Genomic DNA, 14,492 nt, shown 5'->3' with positions numbered 1-14,492 from the left:
CCGCGCTGATAACGGTGGACGGGTCCAATCGACGCATCTCGACGCCCACCGCTGGCCGCCTCTGCCGAACTTCGGTCTCTACTTATACCTTGCTCCCGGGACTTAGGCCTAACCTGGCGGCGCATCGGCTAGAAGAGAGTGGCATATGGACGATCATGACCATCGAATGCGCAAACGCGGGACGATCGTCCTGATCGGGTTCCTGCTGGTAGCGGGCTTCTTCCTAATCACCGAGCACACCGCGCACTTTTTCGGCGTGCTGCCCTATCTGATCCTTCTCGCCTGTCCGCTCATGCACCTGTTCATGCACCATGGTCATGGCGGCCATCAACATGGCCACGAGCCCAATCAGCTCCAGACCGGCCTGCCGGCCAATTCCAATGAGCGTGCCGAGGGGGAGTCGCGATGACGCATACCGATTACGGCTATGGCCTGTGGGGCCTCGCTCTGGTCAACGCGGCCGTGTTCATCCTGTTCGCATTCAGCTTCTTCAAGCCGGCGACCAAGCGCGACTGGCGCAGTTTCGGAGCGTTCAGCGCGTTCATCATCGCCCTCTTTGCCGAGATGTATGGTTTCCCGCTGACGATCTTCGTGCTCTCAGGATGGCTGCAATCGCATTTCCCTGGCATCGACTGGTGGAGCCACGACGCCGGCCACCTGCTCGAGATGATGTTCGGTTGGCGGGTCAACCCGCATTTCGGGCCGTTCCATATTGCCAGCTTTGTGTTGATCGGCGCGGGCTTCTGGCTGATCTCGGCCGGCTGGGCGCCACTTCACGCTGCCCAACGCGCTCACAAGCTGGCGACCACAGGAATCTATGCCAAGGTACGCCACCCGCAATATGTCGGGTTCATCCTCGTCATGCTTGGCTTCCTGCTGCAATGGCCGACTCTGCTGACGCTCGCCATGTTCCCGGTGCTCGTGGTGATGTATTTCAGGCTGGCGTGGACCGAAGAAAAGACTGCGCTTGCGGAATTTGGTGAAAGCTACCGCGATTATATGCGCCGCGTCCCCGCGTTCATTCCGCGGTTCAAGCGGGCTCCGGCGGGACCAGCCAGTCTGCAGGTAGGCGCGGCCGACAAACCAGACCGAGGCGTCAGCGAGCTCGACGCTCCAAAGCGCTAACGCCACAGAAAATCGAGAAATCTTGCTGTTTCCAAGGCGGCAGGTTCTGTCTCTACTCAGCCTCGTGCGAAGGCGCTGGCGAATTCCTGCGGGACTTGCCGAACATTGTGAGAGTAATTTGATGTGTATCGAGTCAGAGCGCGCGCCCGACAACGCCATAAGCCCCGCGACAGCCGATGCCATATTTCAGACTCTGACAGGCCGTTGGGTGCTGCAAATTCTTGTCGCGCTCAGCAGTAGGGAATTACGCTTCACGTCGCTTCGCCGGGAGATACCCAAGGTTAGTGCCAATGTGCTTACGATGCGTCTAAGGGAGCTGGAAGCCGTATGTCTGGTCTCTCGTACAATCTTGCCGCCACCTGAGTCCTACCAGGTGTATGAGCTGGGACCATTGGCGCACGGATTGCGTCCTGCGCTCCATCATCTCGAACGGTGGAGAATGAGACTCTCTTCGCAGAAATGAGGTGGGGGAAATGAGTTTGTCGTCGCAGTCGCCTTGATAGCCGGCGATGACAATGGCACTCGAGGAAGCGGTCGCGGGCACCGATGCGCGGAAGGTCGGTGACAAATTTTATTTCGATGTGACGCTTACCGGCAATGTAGGCGAAGACTCTACGAACGCGAACCAACAGGCGTCTGTTTCCCAAACGGCGCCGCTAGCGGGTCACCGGGATACCGATAGCCCTGGCTCTACAGCTAGCCGCAGCAGGAGGTGCCCGGCCCGCCGAGATGGAAAGGCGAGCTGGGCACGGTGCCGCTTGAAGAATATACGCAGCAGTCGCCGGCCTTTGGCCGCAGGATTGCGTTGCAGCGGGTGCAGGCATGGCGATAGCGCCGAGGCACTCCGCTTTCCTGAAGAACAGCGCGTGTGGACAGGTCTGGGCACAATTTTTCATGCGAACTGACAAATTGCCCCCCCGGCCGACGCTTCAGACCAACCATGCGTTAGCAGTCGCAACGAGTAAAAATATGCCAAACGTCCCGCGATAAACGACGAACGGCCAAGCGGAGGAGCGTTCTAGGATTCGCATCAGCGCCCAGATGGCTACAAAGGCTGAGATCGAGGCGGTGAAAAGGCCGAGCGCTAACACCGACCAGCCGTGCGGGCTGAGCCCCGCCCGGTGGAGTTCCCAAAGCTCCTTGAGACCGGCGAGTGCGATCGCCGGGATACCCAGCAGGAAGGAGAAGCGTGCCGCCTCCTCGCGCTTGAAGCCAAGGGCCAAGGCCGCAGTTAGAGTCGAACCCGATCGCGAAACGCCAGGAATCAGGGCACCAACCTGAGCAAGCCCGACCAAAAGCGCATCGACAAGCGAGGAACTCTCGACGGTCCGGCGATGACGGGCCGTGATCTCGGTCAGCGCCATTAGGAGTGCCATGCAGACACAGGCCCAGCCAATCACCGTAAGGCTGCGAACGGGCGAGTTGCATGTATTGAGGACGCTCGACAGCATTGCGCCCGCCAGTACGATCGGGACCGTCGCGAGAGCGATCCAGATCGCCAGACGGAGATTTGGATCGGTGAACTGTCGCTGGTTGATTGCCGATGCCGAACCGACCGCGAGGCGGCGTACATCGTGCCAGAAATAGCTAATCACGGCGGCGAGCGCTGCGAGCTGCATCGCCGCTGAGAAAGCGGAGCCGGGATCCTGCCATCCCAACAGGGCCGGCACGACGCGCATATGGGCCGTCGAGGAAATCGGCAGAAGTTCGGTGATACCTTGCACCACTCCCAATAGTGCGACCTTGGCATAGCCCAGTGTCACGAAACCCGTGTCGACCCCTGCGGCACATTGTCCGGTCATATCAGTGCAGTCCTTCTGGGCGTTGAATACCCGTAGATCGTTGCGTTGCTGTCCCGGGTAATCGGATTATCGAACTCGCTGATGTCGACCGACAAGACGCATGCCATTGAGTACGACCAGGAGCGATGCTCCGACATCCGCCGCGATCGCGCCCCAGAGGGACGCCATGCCAATCAGCGTCAGGCCTGCGAACACGAGCTTCACCGCCAGTGAGAAGCCGATGTTCTGGTGGATGATGGCAAGCGTCGCCCTCGAATGCCGAATAAGCCACGGCAGGCGGGAGAGATCATCCTGCATCAGCGCGATGTCCGCTGTCTCGATCGCCGCATCGCTGCCAATCGCGCCCATGGCGATGCCAAGACCGGCGCGCGCCATGGCCGGCGCGTCATTGACCCCGTCCCCGACCATCGCGACAAGGCCGTGTTGTGCTACCAGCCTTTCTATCGCCTCGAGCTTCTGTTCGGGAAGCAACTCGGCGAGGGCCTCATCGATACCGGTATCGCGCGCAATGGATTGGGCAGGCGCGCGGCCATCGCCAGTCAACATCAAGACCCGGGCGATGCCAAGTTCATGCAGTTGCGCGACGATCTGTCTGGCCTCGGGACGCACCGCGTCACCGACCGCAATAAGTCCGATGACTGCCTCCGCTTTACCGACGATGATCCCGGTCAGACCAGCTGCGGCTATCCGATGCAATTGGGCGGTGAGCGCATTATCGCCAGCGTCCCCAAGTCGCTCTCCAAAATAGCCCGGCGATCCGACCCAGGCCTCGCGACCGTCGATCGCACCAACCACGCCTTTGCCGGGCAATGCTGTCACGGACTTTGCGGGGACCACGTCAACGCCGCGTTCCGCCGCGGCATCGAGGATCGCACGCGCAATCGGGTGCTCGCTTCGCGCTTCGATCGCAGCCGCGATCGCCAGCAATTCAAGCTCGTCTCGGCCGTCAAACGGGACCAGCTCGACCACCTTGGGACGCCCAAGCGTGAGCGTGCCCGTCTTGTCCATGGCGATCGCGGTGATGCGGGCCGGCGTCTCGAGATGGACGCCACCCTTGACCAGCACGCCCTGTCGGGCTGCGCCGGTCAGCCCCGCGACGATGCTGACCGGGGTCGAGATGACCAGGGCGCAAGGGCAGGCGATGACGAGCAACACCAGCGCCTGATAAAACCAGGTGGCCCAACTGCCCCCGAGTAGAAGCGGCGGCACGAGGAATACCGCCAGCGCCAGCGCCATCACGACGGGCGTATAGATCCGCGCGAAATGTTCCACCCACTGCTCGGTCGGCGCCCGTTTACTCTGCGCTTCGCCAACCATGCGCACGATACGGGCGAGCGTCGTGTCGGAGGCCGGCCGGGTCGTTACGATCTCGATCGCTCCCATGCCGTTGATGGTTCCCGCAAAGACCGTTGCGCCTTGTGCGACGGTGACGGGGACGCTTTCGCCTGTAATCGGCGCCTGATCGACCGCGCTCGTCCCCGCAACCACGCGCCCATCGAGCGGAATCTTGCCGCCAGGCGGAATTATCACCTGCGTGCCGACAGCGACGTCCGCGACCGGCACATCCTGCTCGCCGCCTGCGGCATCCCGTATTCGGGCGGAGTTGGGCGCGATGTCCATGAGTGCCGCGACGGCACGGCGAGCACGTCCGAGGCTCCATGCCTCGAGAGCAAGCGCGAGAGCGAAGAAAAAGGCGACCGTCGCGGCTTCGAACCATTGCCCAATGCCGAGGGCGCCTGCCACCGCGACGATCATGAGCAGGTTCATGTCGGGCCTGAGCCGTCGCGCGGCGAGGGCCGCCTTGGGAGCGACGTATCGGACCGCCAAGAGGATCGCCAGCGAGTAGGCGAGCATGGCCAGGAGGGGAGGGTGGGCCTCGCGCGCGAGGCTCTCGTGCAGCACCGCAGCGAGGCCGCTCGCACCGGCATGGATCGTGAAACCCACCACGACCAACACGCCACTGGCGATCGTCAGCACCGCCTGAACGCGGCGCCGACGTTGCTCGCCTTGCGCACCGGCGGTGATTCCACCTTCTTTCCAAGGTTCGGCGCGCATGCCGGTGCGTTCGACCGCCTTCAATATTCTGGCGTGATGCACGGCATCGGACGCACCTGCGACCGACATGCGGCCATTGATGAGATCGAACGAGAGGTTCTCCAACCCGACGACCGGCCCGACTTCGCGCTTGAGAACCGCGACTTCGTCACCACAGTCCATGCCGTGGATCTTGAAGATGACGCTATCCGGAGAATCCGGACGCGCCTGTTCGACGGGTGACCGGTCGCCGGAACAGCCGCTGCACCCATCAGCAGTCGTTTCATCCTTTTCGGCGGCGCCAGGCGCTTGCCATTCGGCTGTCATCCCGGTGGTCGACACCGCCGCGATCACTGCCTCCACCTCGAGGACCGCCTCGACTTCGATGTCGAGGAGTCCGCGCTTCGGTTGGAACGACAAATGCCGCTCGTCGAAGCCAAGGGGGAAGAGGGCCTCCTTGAGCAGGCGCACCTCATTCTGGCAATCGAGTCCGCGGATCTTGAATCGCCATTGGCGCTTCGTAGCGATAGCGCTCGCCTCGGTCGGCTCGATCATAACGTCACCTCGACTTTTCGACATGACATCCTCTATAAAGTCTGAAGTCACTAGAGGGTCAACCAATATGTCCGTCGAGCCGCTCAGCATCGGAAAGCTCGCGAAAGCGACCGGAACGAAGGTCGAGACAATTCGCTATTATGAAAGCGTCGGATTGCTTGCGCCGCCGGCTCGGACGAAGGGCAATTATCGGGCTTACGCTCCACAGCATCTCGCGCGGCTCAGTTTCATCCGCCGGGCTCGCGCGCTCGGTTTCTCGATCGACCAGGTGCAGGAGCTTCTCAAGCTCGCCGACCAGAAAGACATCTCGTGCAAAGCCGTGGACACGATCGCGCGCGAACATCTTGCCGAGATCGACCGAAAGCTTCGGGATCTGAATACACTCAGGTCCGAATTGAGCAGCGTGATCGTTCAGTGCGGGCACGGCACTATTTCCGAATGCCGCATCATCGAAACATTGGCGCCGGTTTCCGTGGCGGGCGGCTAGATGGGTTGGCGGCCTCGAGCGGGTTCCACGATCAGCCACGCTAATGCAAATAACTCGCAAAATCGCTTGACCCTCTAGCCGCTAGAGGGTCTAAAGGAAGCGGATGTTTACGTCCGCGAGCAACCCCCGCACCTTGTCGATTCGCGTTGGAGCGTTCTCGTTCCACCGCGTGACACTCCGCATCTTGGCCGTCGTTGGTGCGGTGTCCTTTGCGCTGGGCGCGAGCGCCATCGCCCATGCCGACACGGCCGATGTTCAGACCGCATGGCGGCTGCTCGACTATATGGCAGTCGATTATGGTGGTGCGGTCACTGGTGGGAAGATCAAGAATGCGTCCGAATATAGCGAAATGACTGAGTTCGCAGCATCGGTCTCCGCGCGCCTCGCGACGTTGCCGCCAACGCCCGAGCGAGCCAAGCTCATTGAAGGGGCTACCCGGCTCCAGGCCGTTATCGCCGCGAAGGGCGCACCCGAAGAGGTCGCCCGCGTCGCGCATGGCCTCGCTGCGGATCTGCTTAAGGCCTATCCGGTGCCTCTCGCGCCGAGCAAGGCGCCCGACCTTGCCCGCGGCGCCACCTTGTTCGCGCAGAATTGTGCGAGCTGCCACGGCATGACCGGGGATGGCCATGGCCCCGACGCTGCAAAGCTCAAGACGCCGCCGATCGCGTTCAACGACGTGGAGCGCGCGCGGCAGCGCAGCCCCTTCGCGCTCTATCAGGTCATCGACCAGGGCATCGACGGCACAGCGATGCAGAGTTTCGGGAGCCTGCCAGGCGACGATCGCTGGGCGCTGGCCTTCTATGCCGGTCGCTTCGCCTTTTCCGATGCGGCCGCGAGGGAAGGCGAACGACTGTGGAAAGCCGATCCCAGCCTCCGTCAACGGATTCCCGACCTGACGGCGTTGGCAGGACTGACCCCGGAAACGCTCGCTAAGAGCATTGGGAGCGAGCAGGCCGATGCAGTTATTGCTTATCTGCGCCGCCACCCGGAAGCGGTCGTTCAGCAGGCTCCCGGCTCACTCGATGTGGCGCGCGCGAAGCTTGAACAGAGCCTCGCGGCCTATCGTGCGGGCGATCGCCACGCTGCCGAGGAGCTGGCGCTGTCGGCCTATCTCGACGGATTCGAGCCGCTCGAGCCGATGCTGACTGCACGTGACGCAACGCTCATGGGTCACATTGAAAGCGTCATGGGTGAGTTCCGAGCCTCGCTCCAGCAAGGCCGCTCCGCCGACGAGATTGCCACGCGCGTCCAGGTGCTGGGCGGCTTGTTCGACGACGCCGACGCCGCCTTGTCCCCGGACGCGGCCAGTAGCGCATCGACCTTCTTGGGGGCCTTCACCATCCTGCTGCGCGAGGGGCTCGAAGCCCTGCTGATCGTCGTTGCGATGATCGCCTTCCTGCGCAAGGCGGACCGACCTGAAGTGCTGCCCTATGTCCATGGCGGCTGGATCGGGGCGCTGGCGGCCGGCGGCGTCACCTGGGGGATCGCGACTTATGCGATCGGGATCAGCGGCGCGAGCCGGGAGCTTACTGAAGGGTTCGGATCGCTGTTCGCGGCTGTCGTCCTGCTCTCCGTAGGGATCTGGATGCACGGAAAGGCGCAAGCGGATCAATGGCAACGCTACATCCGTGAAAAGATGTCGCACGCGCTGTCGCGGCAATCGGCCTGGTTCCTGTTCGGCCTGGCCTTCATCGTCGTCTACCGCGAGGTGTTTGAGACGATCCTGTTCTACGCCGCGCTCTGGACCCAGGGGAATGGCGGCATGATGCTGGCGGGTGCCGGCTCGGCAGTAATGCTGCTCGGGCTCGTCGCCTGGGCCATGCTGCGCTACAGCCGTGATCTGCCGATCGCAAAGTTCTTCGCCTACAGCGCGTGGCTGATGGCATTCCTCACCGTAGTGCTCGCCGGCAAGGGCGTCGCCGCGTTGCAGGAAGCGGGTATCATCGACATCGAGCCGCTCGCAGGCGGAATCCGAGTCTCGATGCTGGGTATCTTTCCGACCTTGCAGTCGATGAGCGCCCAATTGCTGATGCTCGTCGCGGTGGTCGGAGGCTTCCTTCTCAACCGGCGCCGTGCCGCAGCCACCTGATGGGCTTCGAGCCGACAGGTAAGATTCTTCTTGACCCTATAGGAACTAGAGGGTGCATAGGTCTCAAAATGTTTGTGCAAGTTGGAATATGAACATGAGGAGCAACTCACTTCGTAATTTGATGAGCGCACCGCATTCAAAGTTACAAACCGGCACGTAGCTGTTACAGGTTTATCGCATGTCCCGTCTGGCCGCCTTCCTGCTGCACCTTGCGCTAGCCCTTTCCCTGGGGTTTGGCTCGGTTGCGCATGCAGCCGAGGGTGTTGCGTGCGTCGAAGTCTCGGCGGCGGATGCGGGCTTGTCCCATGTTGACGGGGACGGCGATCAAGTTCCGGCCGATGCCGAAAAGGGCTATCCGCATCATCACGGCGGATGCCATGGCCATCATGTCGGCGTTCCTGTCAAACTGACGTCGGTTCCTCAGACCGTTATCGCGCCGGTGCTTCCGCGCCCGTTCGATCACAGCCGGGTGGCGCGCGCCGGCCGATCCGGCTCTTCGCCCTCCGATAGCCTGACGAATCCCTAGCACCTGTCGGCGATGCCGACGGGTTTTCAAGGTTCGTCAGGAGTCCATCATTCATGCATCGTATCATTGCGGCCATATTGGCCGTCACGTCCTGCGCGTCGATCGCGCAGGCGCAGACGGCAACGTCACCCCCTTCTACCGCTCAATCCATCTTCACGCTCGACCGTGCCCGAACCATTGCTGGGGGAAGCTCCCCCAGTATCGAGTCGGCGGCGGCGGGGGTTCGCTCTGCGGCCGCTGGACAAACCATCGCGGGACTCAGACCCAATCCTGAAATTCAGGTTCAGACCGAGAATGTTGCCGGGTCTGGCATCTATCGTGGATTGCGAAGCGCGGAAACGACGGCGACACTTGCGCTGCCGATAGAGCTTGGCGGCAAGCGTTCCGCTCGTATCGCCGTTGCCGATTCGAGAAGCGTGCGCGCCCAGATCGATGCGGCGATCGCGCTTGCGGATCTGAACCTTCGGATCACGCAAACCTATATCGCGGCGGCCGCAGCCGAACGGCGGGTGGATGTCGCGCGCCAGCAGGCGGAGATCGCAGGGAACGCTTTCAAGGCAGCCCGCACCCGCGTGACCGCAGGTGCGGGCGCGCCTATCGATCAGCAGCGGGCCGACGTCTTGCGGGTGAATGCCGAGGTTGGTCTCGAGCGCGCAATTCGCGAGGCAGCGGTTGCCCGAGGCAACCTCGAGCGGCTTGTGGGCCAGCCTATCGACGGCTCGCTTGATCTTGGCTGGTTCGATCGCGTCGGTGGTTATGGCCCGACTTTGCCGGTCAATCCGAGCGGTACATTGGCGCTGGCTGCCGCGCAGGCCGATCTCACCACTGCGAATGCCCAGGTGCGGCTCGCCAGATCCCAGCGCATCCCGGATATCACCATCAGCGCCGGCGCACGGCATCTGTCGGAAACTAACGACACAGCGGCAGTGATCGGGATTGCTATTCCGTTCCCGCTTTTCAATAACGGCGCGGCTGCCGTAAGTCAGGCTCAAGCCGAGCAAACTCGGGCCGATGCCAACCGCCGGATCGCCGTTATCGAGGCCGAGCAGGCCATCGCAAGCGCCCAGGCGGAGTTAGCCAATGCAGCCGCAACGGCTCGTTCGGCGGGAGGACCGGGTCTTGCCGCCGCCTCCGAAGCCGCCCGCATCGCTCGCATTGGCTATTCACAGGGCAAGTTCAGCCAGCTCGATCTTCTCGAGGCAGAGCGAACGCTGGCTGAGACCCGGGCGGCGTCCACCGATGCGCTGGCAGCCTTTCATGACGCGGAAGCACGGCTTGAACGTCTGACCGCGCCCGCTCCCGAACTGGGGGAGCGCTGAACCATGGCGATTCTCGCCGTTTCACCGCGCGCCAGCACGGCAATTCCCATCATCACGGTCGCGGCGACGCGCTGGACCGACGGGCTTCGATGTCCTGATCTACCTCATTCCGGAGAGTTTCTATGATCCAGCAAGACAAGCGCCTGATGGGCGGTGTTGCCGTCGCGGTGCTCGTTGCCGCCATAGGCGGCTTTAGCGTCGCCCGATTCACCGGGGACAACTCGCCCGCCGCAACGGAAGCTCCTGCTAAGCCCGAAGAGGCAAAGGAGGCTGGCACCGCCGACACACTCGCCATGACACCCGCAGCAATCAAGGATGCGGGCATTGTGACAGAGACGATTACCGCCGGAGGACTGGGCGCGGAGATCGTGAGCCAGGCGATCGTCACGCCCTCACCGACAGGCGAAGCGATCGTGACTGCACGGGCTGGTGGCGCTGTGACGCGGATCCTCAAACGGCTCGGCGATCCTGTGCGCGCCGGTGAGGCTCTGGCCGTGGTCGAGAGCCGCGATGCCGCACAGATAGCCGCCGACCGCACCGCAGCCGGTGCGAAAGCGGTGCTGGCGCAAAAATCTCTCGCGCGAGAGCGCTATCTCTATGACCAGAAGGTGTCTGCTCGGGTGGACCTTGAGCAGGCGCAGGCGGAAGCTGCGGCGGCGGCTGCGGAGGCGCAACGTGCGCGCGTTGCTGCCGGCGCTGCCAATGTCACCTCGGATGGACGTGGCGTAGTGCTCGCAAGTCCGATTTCGGGCCGGGTGACGTCGATGAAGGTCAGTCTTGGCGCGTTCGTTCAGCCGGAAACCGAGCTGTTCCGGGTTGCAGATCCCCGACAGATTCAGATCGATGCGGCTGTCGGCTCTGCCGACGCGTCCCGCCTTGTGGCGGGCGACAAGGCTATTGTTGAACTTCCCGATGGTCGCACCGTCGAAGCGCGTGTGCGGGCCGTGACGCCGACCCTGAGCGGGGAAACACGCGCTGCAACGGCTGTGCTCGACGTAACCGGCGGCGTGCTGCAGCCCGGTCTCGCCGTTCGTGTGCGTATTATGCCGAGCCGTGGCGCCACCTCGAATGCCATCGTCGTTCCTGAAGAAGCGGTGCAGTCGGTCAACGGCCGTGATGTCGTTTTCGTGCGGACCGCAAATGGCTTCAAGGCAATGCCGATAACGACGGGCCAGCGTAGCGCAGGCCGAATTGAAATCGCATCTGGTCTCGAAGCCGGTCGCGCCATCGCCACCCGCAACGCCTTCTTGCTCAAAGCCGAGCTCGGCAAGGGCGCAGGCGAGGAAGAATAAGCCATGATCGCAAACCTTATGGCGCTATCCGTCCGCGCACGATGGGCGGTGCTCCTCCTTTTCCTCGTCGTCGCTGGCTTCGGCGGATGGCAGCTCTCCAAGCTGCCGATCGACGCGGTTCCCGACATCACCAACAAACAGGTCCAGATCAATACGGTCGAACGGGGTCTCTCGCCGATTGAGATTGAGAAGCGGGTTACTTTTCCGATCGAAACCGCCCTTGCCGGTATCCCAGGCCTTGAGACCACCCGCTCGCTTTCTCGCAACGGTTTCAGTCAGGTTTCGGCGATCTTCACCGAGGGTACCGATCTCTACTTTGCTCGCCAGCAGGTGAGCGAGCGTCTCACCCAGGCGCGCGACACATTGCCGGCGGGCGTGCAGCCGCAGATCGGGCCGGTGACCACCGGTCTAGGTGAGGTGCTCATGTACTCGGTCGACTTCGCCAACCCGGGCGGCAAGGGCGCGACCATCCGCAACGGTCAACCAGGTTGGCAGTCGGACGGCAGCTTCCTCACGCCCGAGGGCGCCCGATTGACCGATGAAGTGGGCCGCGCCGCTTATCTTCGGACGGTGCAGGATTGGATCATTCGCCCGCAGCTTCGCACGGTTCAGGGGGTCGCCGGGATCGACTCGATCGGCGGCTATGCCAAGCAATATGTCGTCGAGCCTGATCCGGTGAAGCTTTCGTCCTATGGCATCTCCTATTCCGAACTCGCCAAGGCGCTGGAAGCCGCCAATCTCGCGGTCGGCGCGAACTACTTTAACAAAGGTGGCGAAGCCTATCTCGTTCGCGCCGACGCTCGTATCCGCGACATTGACGAGATCGCGGATGCTATCGTCGCAACGCGCGGGGGCTTGCCGATCTCGGTCAAGGACATCGCCAATGTAAAAGTTGGTGGCGAGTTGCGTACCGGCGCGGCGAGCCAGAACGGCCATGAAGCCGTGATCGGCACGGCCTTGATGCTGATCGGCGAGAACAGTCGCGTCGTTGCACGTAGCGTCGGTGAGAAGCTGAACGGGATCGGCAAGTCTTTGCCGGCGGGCATCAAGGTCACGACGGTCCTCGACCGCTCGAAGCTGGTCAACGCGACGGTCGGCACCGTGCAGAGGAACCTGATCGAAGGAGCGGTTCTTGTGGCCGCGGCTCTGTTCCTGCTCCTCGGGAATGTCCGCGCCGCGATCATCGCGGTGCTGATCATCCCATTCTCGTTCCTGATGATGGCGATCGGCATGAACGCGTTTCGCGTCCCGGGTAATTTGATGAGCCTGGGCGCGCTGGATTTCGGTCTCATTGTCGATGGTGCCGTGATCATCATTGAGAATTGCCTCGCGCGACTGGCTCATCGCCAGGAGCATGAGGGTCGGCTTCTTTCGCTGCGCGAGCGGCTCGAGGAGACGATGCGAGCCAGCCAGGAAATGATTAAACCCACGGTCTTTGGTCAAGCGATCATACTACTCGCCTTCGCGCCGCTGCTGATGTTCACCGGGGTCGAGGGGAAAACCTTCTCGCCGATGGCGATCACGATCATGCTGGCCCTGGTCGCGGCGTTCATCTTGGCTTTGACCTTCGTGCCGGCGATGGTCGCTCTGCTGATCCGGGGTCGGGTCTCCGAGAAGGAAGTCTGGCTTATTGCCAAGACCAAAGCACACTACATGCCGGTGCTCGAAAAGGCTGTAGAGAAGCCTTGGCCGTTCATCGGCGCCGGTTTCGCCTTTTTCGCTGCATCGGCGGTCGTGTTTGGCTTTTTGGGTCAGGAGTTCATCCCGCAGCTCGACGAAAAGAACGTAGCGCTTGCCTCCACCCGCGTTCCTTCTGTTTCGCTGGAGCAATCGCTCAAGATGCAGCGCGACGTCGAACGGGCTGTCACCAGCCTACCAGAAGTCGAACTCATGTTTTCAAAAACCGGCACTGCCGAGGTGGCGACCGACCCGATGCCGCCGAACGTTTCGGATGGCTTCGTTATCCTCAAACCACAGGAGGAGTGGCCCGAAGGCGTAAAGACCAAAGCTGATGTTCTCAAACGCATCGAAGAAAAGTCCGGCGCCAAAATCGGTCAGGTGTACGAAGTCAGCCAGCCTATCCAGTTGCGCTTCAACGAACTGATCGCTGGTGTGCGCGGCGACGTCGCGATCAAGCTTTACGGCGATGATCTCGATAAGATGGGGGCGACGGCGCAGCAAATCGTCCGGGTATTGCAGTCGGTGCAAGGCGCCGCGGACGTCAAGGCCGAACAGACAAGCGGTTCACCGACCCTGGACGTGAAGTTCGATCGCGCTGCGATTGCTCGATATGGTCTCACCCTAGAGGAAGTGGCCGACACTGTCGCGGCCGCGATGGGTGGCCGCGATGCGGGCTTGCTCTTCGAGGGCGATCGGCGCTTCGAGGTGACGGTCAGGGTGCCGGAATCGACGCGTGTCAGCCTCGATGCGCTGGCCGCGCTTCCTATCCTGCTACCCCAGGACGGCGGTGCGGTCCGAGGCTCGGTGCCCCTATCTCAGGTCGCTCAGTTCCGGTTCTCCGAGGGCCTGAATCAGATCAGCCGTGAGAATGGCAAACGCCGAGTCGTCATTCAGTCCAATGTTCGCGGTCGGGATGTCGGATCGTTCGTCACCGAGGCGCAGACCAAGGTCGATGCCGTAGCGCTGCCAGCGGGTTCCTACCTCGAATGGGGCGGGCAGTTCCAGAACCTACAGGCGGCGTCCGACAGGTTGTCGATCGTCGTTCCGCTGTGCTTCCTGGCAATTTTTGGACTGCTCTACATGGCGCTTGGCGGGCTTGCCCGTGCCTCGGCCGTGTTCCTGGCCGTGCCGCTCGGTCTTGCGGGCGGTGTCTACACGCTATGGCTGACCGGGATCTCGTTTTCGGTGTCGGCCGCGGTTGGGTTCATCTGCCTTGCTGGCGTGGCGGTCCTGAACGGGCTTGTCGTCATGACGGCAATCCGGGAACGGCTCGAGGCCGGCGCCGAGCTGAGCCAAGCGATCATCGATGGATGCCGGGAGAAGATGCGGGCGGTCGTCATGACCGGCTTTGTCCCGGCCATCGGTTTCGTTCCCATGGCATTGGCACATGGGACGGGCGCCGAGGTGCAAAAGCCGCTGGCGACGGTGGTGATTGGCGGTCTCATCGCTGCGACCGTTCTCACCCTTCTTGTGCTCCCGGCCATCACCAAGGTGGTGCTCGGAGTTGGCGAGCGCATTCGTCGTCGACCTAACCATGTGCAGGATGGGGAAACGCCGGATGCCCCCCCGGCAGCCGTTTGAGA

General features: G+C 62.5%; 11 protein-coding genes. 9 read left to right on the top strand and 2 right to left on the bottom strand.

Going from position 1 to position 14,492, the window contains the following annotated elements:
- The first annotated feature begins 145 nt into the window (after window positions 1-145).
- The 3 genes from ACZ9HU_RS16535 (at window position 146) to ACZ9HU_RS16525 (ending at window position 1,588) form a co-directional block, all read left to right on the top strand.
- Window positions 146-409, top strand: coding sequence for a DUF2933 domain-containing protein (locus ACZ9HU_RS16535; protein WP_476106530.1), 264 nt, complete (start codon window positions 146-148; stop codon window positions 407-409).
- Complete coding sequence (locus tag ACZ9HU_RS16530; protein WP_476106529.1) at window positions 406-1,125, top strand: methyltransferase family protein; 720 nt, start codon at window positions 406-408, stop codon at window positions 1,123-1,125. The genes ACZ9HU_RS16535 and ACZ9HU_RS16530 overlap by 4 nt, the downstream gene beginning before the upstream one ends.
- A gap of 121 nt (window positions 1,126-1,246) precedes the next feature.
- Complete coding sequence (locus ACZ9HU_RS16525) at window positions 1,247-1,588, top strand: winged helix-turn-helix transcriptional regulator (protein ID WP_476106528.1); 342 nt, start codon at window positions 1,247-1,249, stop codon at window positions 1,586-1,588.
- A 466-nt stretch (window positions 1,589-2,054) separates the two neighbouring features.
- On the opposite strand, the gene ACZ9HU_RS16520 is transcribed toward ACZ9HU_RS16525, so the two are convergent.
- Both ACZ9HU_RS16520 and ACZ9HU_RS16515 read right to left on the bottom strand, forming a co-directional pair.
- Window positions 2,055-2,927 carry an undecaprenyl-diphosphate phosphatase gene (locus tag ACZ9HU_RS16520; protein WP_476106527.1) on the bottom strand — a complete coding sequence of 291 codons (873 nt, stop codon included), beginning with the start codon at window positions 2,925-2,927 and terminating at the stop codon, window positions 2,055-2,057.
- A 66-nt stretch (window positions 2,928-2,993) separates the two neighbouring features.
- A complete protein-coding gene (locus tag ACZ9HU_RS16515) occupies window positions 2,994-5,516 on the bottom strand; it encodes a heavy metal translocating P-type ATPase (protein WP_476106525.1) in 2,523 nt (840 codons plus the stop codon).
- Between the two features lie 67 nt (window positions 5,517-5,583).
- On the opposite strand from ACZ9HU_RS16515, the gene ACZ9HU_RS16510 reads away from it, so the two are divergent.
- From ACZ9HU_RS16510 to ACZ9HU_RS16485, 6 genes are all read left to right on the top strand, one after another.
- The gene (locus tag ACZ9HU_RS16510) at window positions 5,584-6,003 is read left to right on the top strand and encodes a MerR family transcriptional regulator (RefSeq protein ID WP_286772170.1); all 420 of its coding nucleotides are present in this window, start codon (window positions 5,584-5,586) and stop codon (window positions 6,001-6,003) included.
- A 103-nt stretch (window positions 6,004-6,106) separates the two neighbouring features.
- On the top strand, window positions 6,107-8,092 hold the full coding sequence (locus tag ACZ9HU_RS16505; RefSeq protein WP_476106522.1) for an FTR1 family protein: 1,986 nt from the start codon (window positions 6,107-6,109) through the stop codon (window positions 8,090-8,092).
- Between the two features lie 178 nt (window positions 8,093-8,270).
- Window positions 8,271-8,618 carry a hypothetical protein gene (locus ACZ9HU_RS16500; RefSeq protein WP_476106521.1) on the top strand — a complete coding sequence of 116 codons (348 nt, stop codon included), beginning with the start codon at window positions 8,271-8,273 and terminating at the stop codon, window positions 8,616-8,618.
- 53 nt (window positions 8,619-8,671) lie between these two features.
- Window positions 8,672-9,937, top strand: a complete 1,266-nt coding sequence (locus ACZ9HU_RS16495; protein WP_476106520.1) for a TolC family protein — start codon at window positions 8,672-8,674, stop codon at window positions 9,935-9,937.
- Window positions 9,938-10,059: 122 nt separating this feature from the next.
- The gene (locus tag ACZ9HU_RS16490) at window positions 10,060-11,229 is read left to right on the top strand and encodes an efflux RND transporter periplasmic adaptor subunit (protein WP_476106518.1); all 1,170 of its coding nucleotides are present in this window, start codon (window positions 10,060-10,062) and stop codon (window positions 11,227-11,229) included.
- Window positions 11,230-11,232: 3 nt separating this feature from the next.
- Entirely contained in the window at window positions 11,233-14,490 is a 3,258-nt protein-coding gene (locus ACZ9HU_RS16485) for an efflux RND transporter permease subunit (protein ID WP_476106516.1), read from the top strand.
- Window positions 14,491-14,492 lie beyond the last annotated feature (2 nt).

This window comes from Novosphingobium sp. Sphag1I (assembly GCF_056279125.1).
This window is presented reverse-complemented; position numbering and strand designations above follow the sequence as displayed.

Excerpts from the sequence above, each read along its gene's own strand:
- ACZ9HU_RS16535 (WP_476106530.1), top strand. The coding sequence starts at position 146 with ATGGACGATCATGACCATCGAATGCGCAAACGCGGGACGATCGTCCTG.
- ACZ9HU_RS16530 (WP_476106529.1), top strand. The coding sequence starts at position 406 with ATGACGCATACCGATTACGGCTATGGCCTGTGGGGCCTCGCTCTGGTC.
- ACZ9HU_RS16525 (WP_476106528.1), top strand. The coding sequence starts at position 1,247 with ATGTGTATCGAGTCAGAGCGCGCGCCCGACAACGCCATAAGCCCCGCG.
- ACZ9HU_RS16520 (WP_476106527.1), bottom strand. The coding sequence starts at position 2,927 with ATGACCGGACAATGTGCCGCAGGGGTCGACACGGGTTTCGTGACACTG.
- ACZ9HU_RS16515 (WP_476106525.1), bottom strand. The coding sequence starts at position 5,516 with ATGATCGAGCCGACCGAGGCGAGCGCTATCGCTACGAAGCGCCAATGG.
- ACZ9HU_RS16510 (WP_286772170.1), top strand. The coding sequence starts at position 5,584 with ATGTCCGTCGAGCCGCTCAGCATCGGAAAGCTCGCGAAAGCGACCGGA.
- ACZ9HU_RS16505 (WP_476106522.1), top strand. The coding sequence starts at position 6,107 with ATGTTTACGTCCGCGAGCAACCCCCGCACCTTGTCGATTCGCGTTGGA.
- ACZ9HU_RS16500 (WP_476106521.1), top strand. The coding sequence starts at position 8,271 with ATGTCCCGTCTGGCCGCCTTCCTGCTGCACCTTGCGCTAGCCCTTTCC.
- ACZ9HU_RS16495 (WP_476106520.1), top strand. The coding sequence starts at position 8,672 with ATGCATCGTATCATTGCGGCCATATTGGCCGTCACGTCCTGCGCGTCG.
- ACZ9HU_RS16490 (WP_476106518.1), top strand. The coding sequence starts at position 10,060 with ATGATCCAGCAAGACAAGCGCCTGATGGGCGGTGTTGCCGTCGCGGTG.
- ACZ9HU_RS16485 (WP_476106516.1), top strand. The coding sequence starts at position 11,233 with ATGATCGCAAACCTTATGGCGCTATCCGTCCGCGCACGATGGGCGGTG.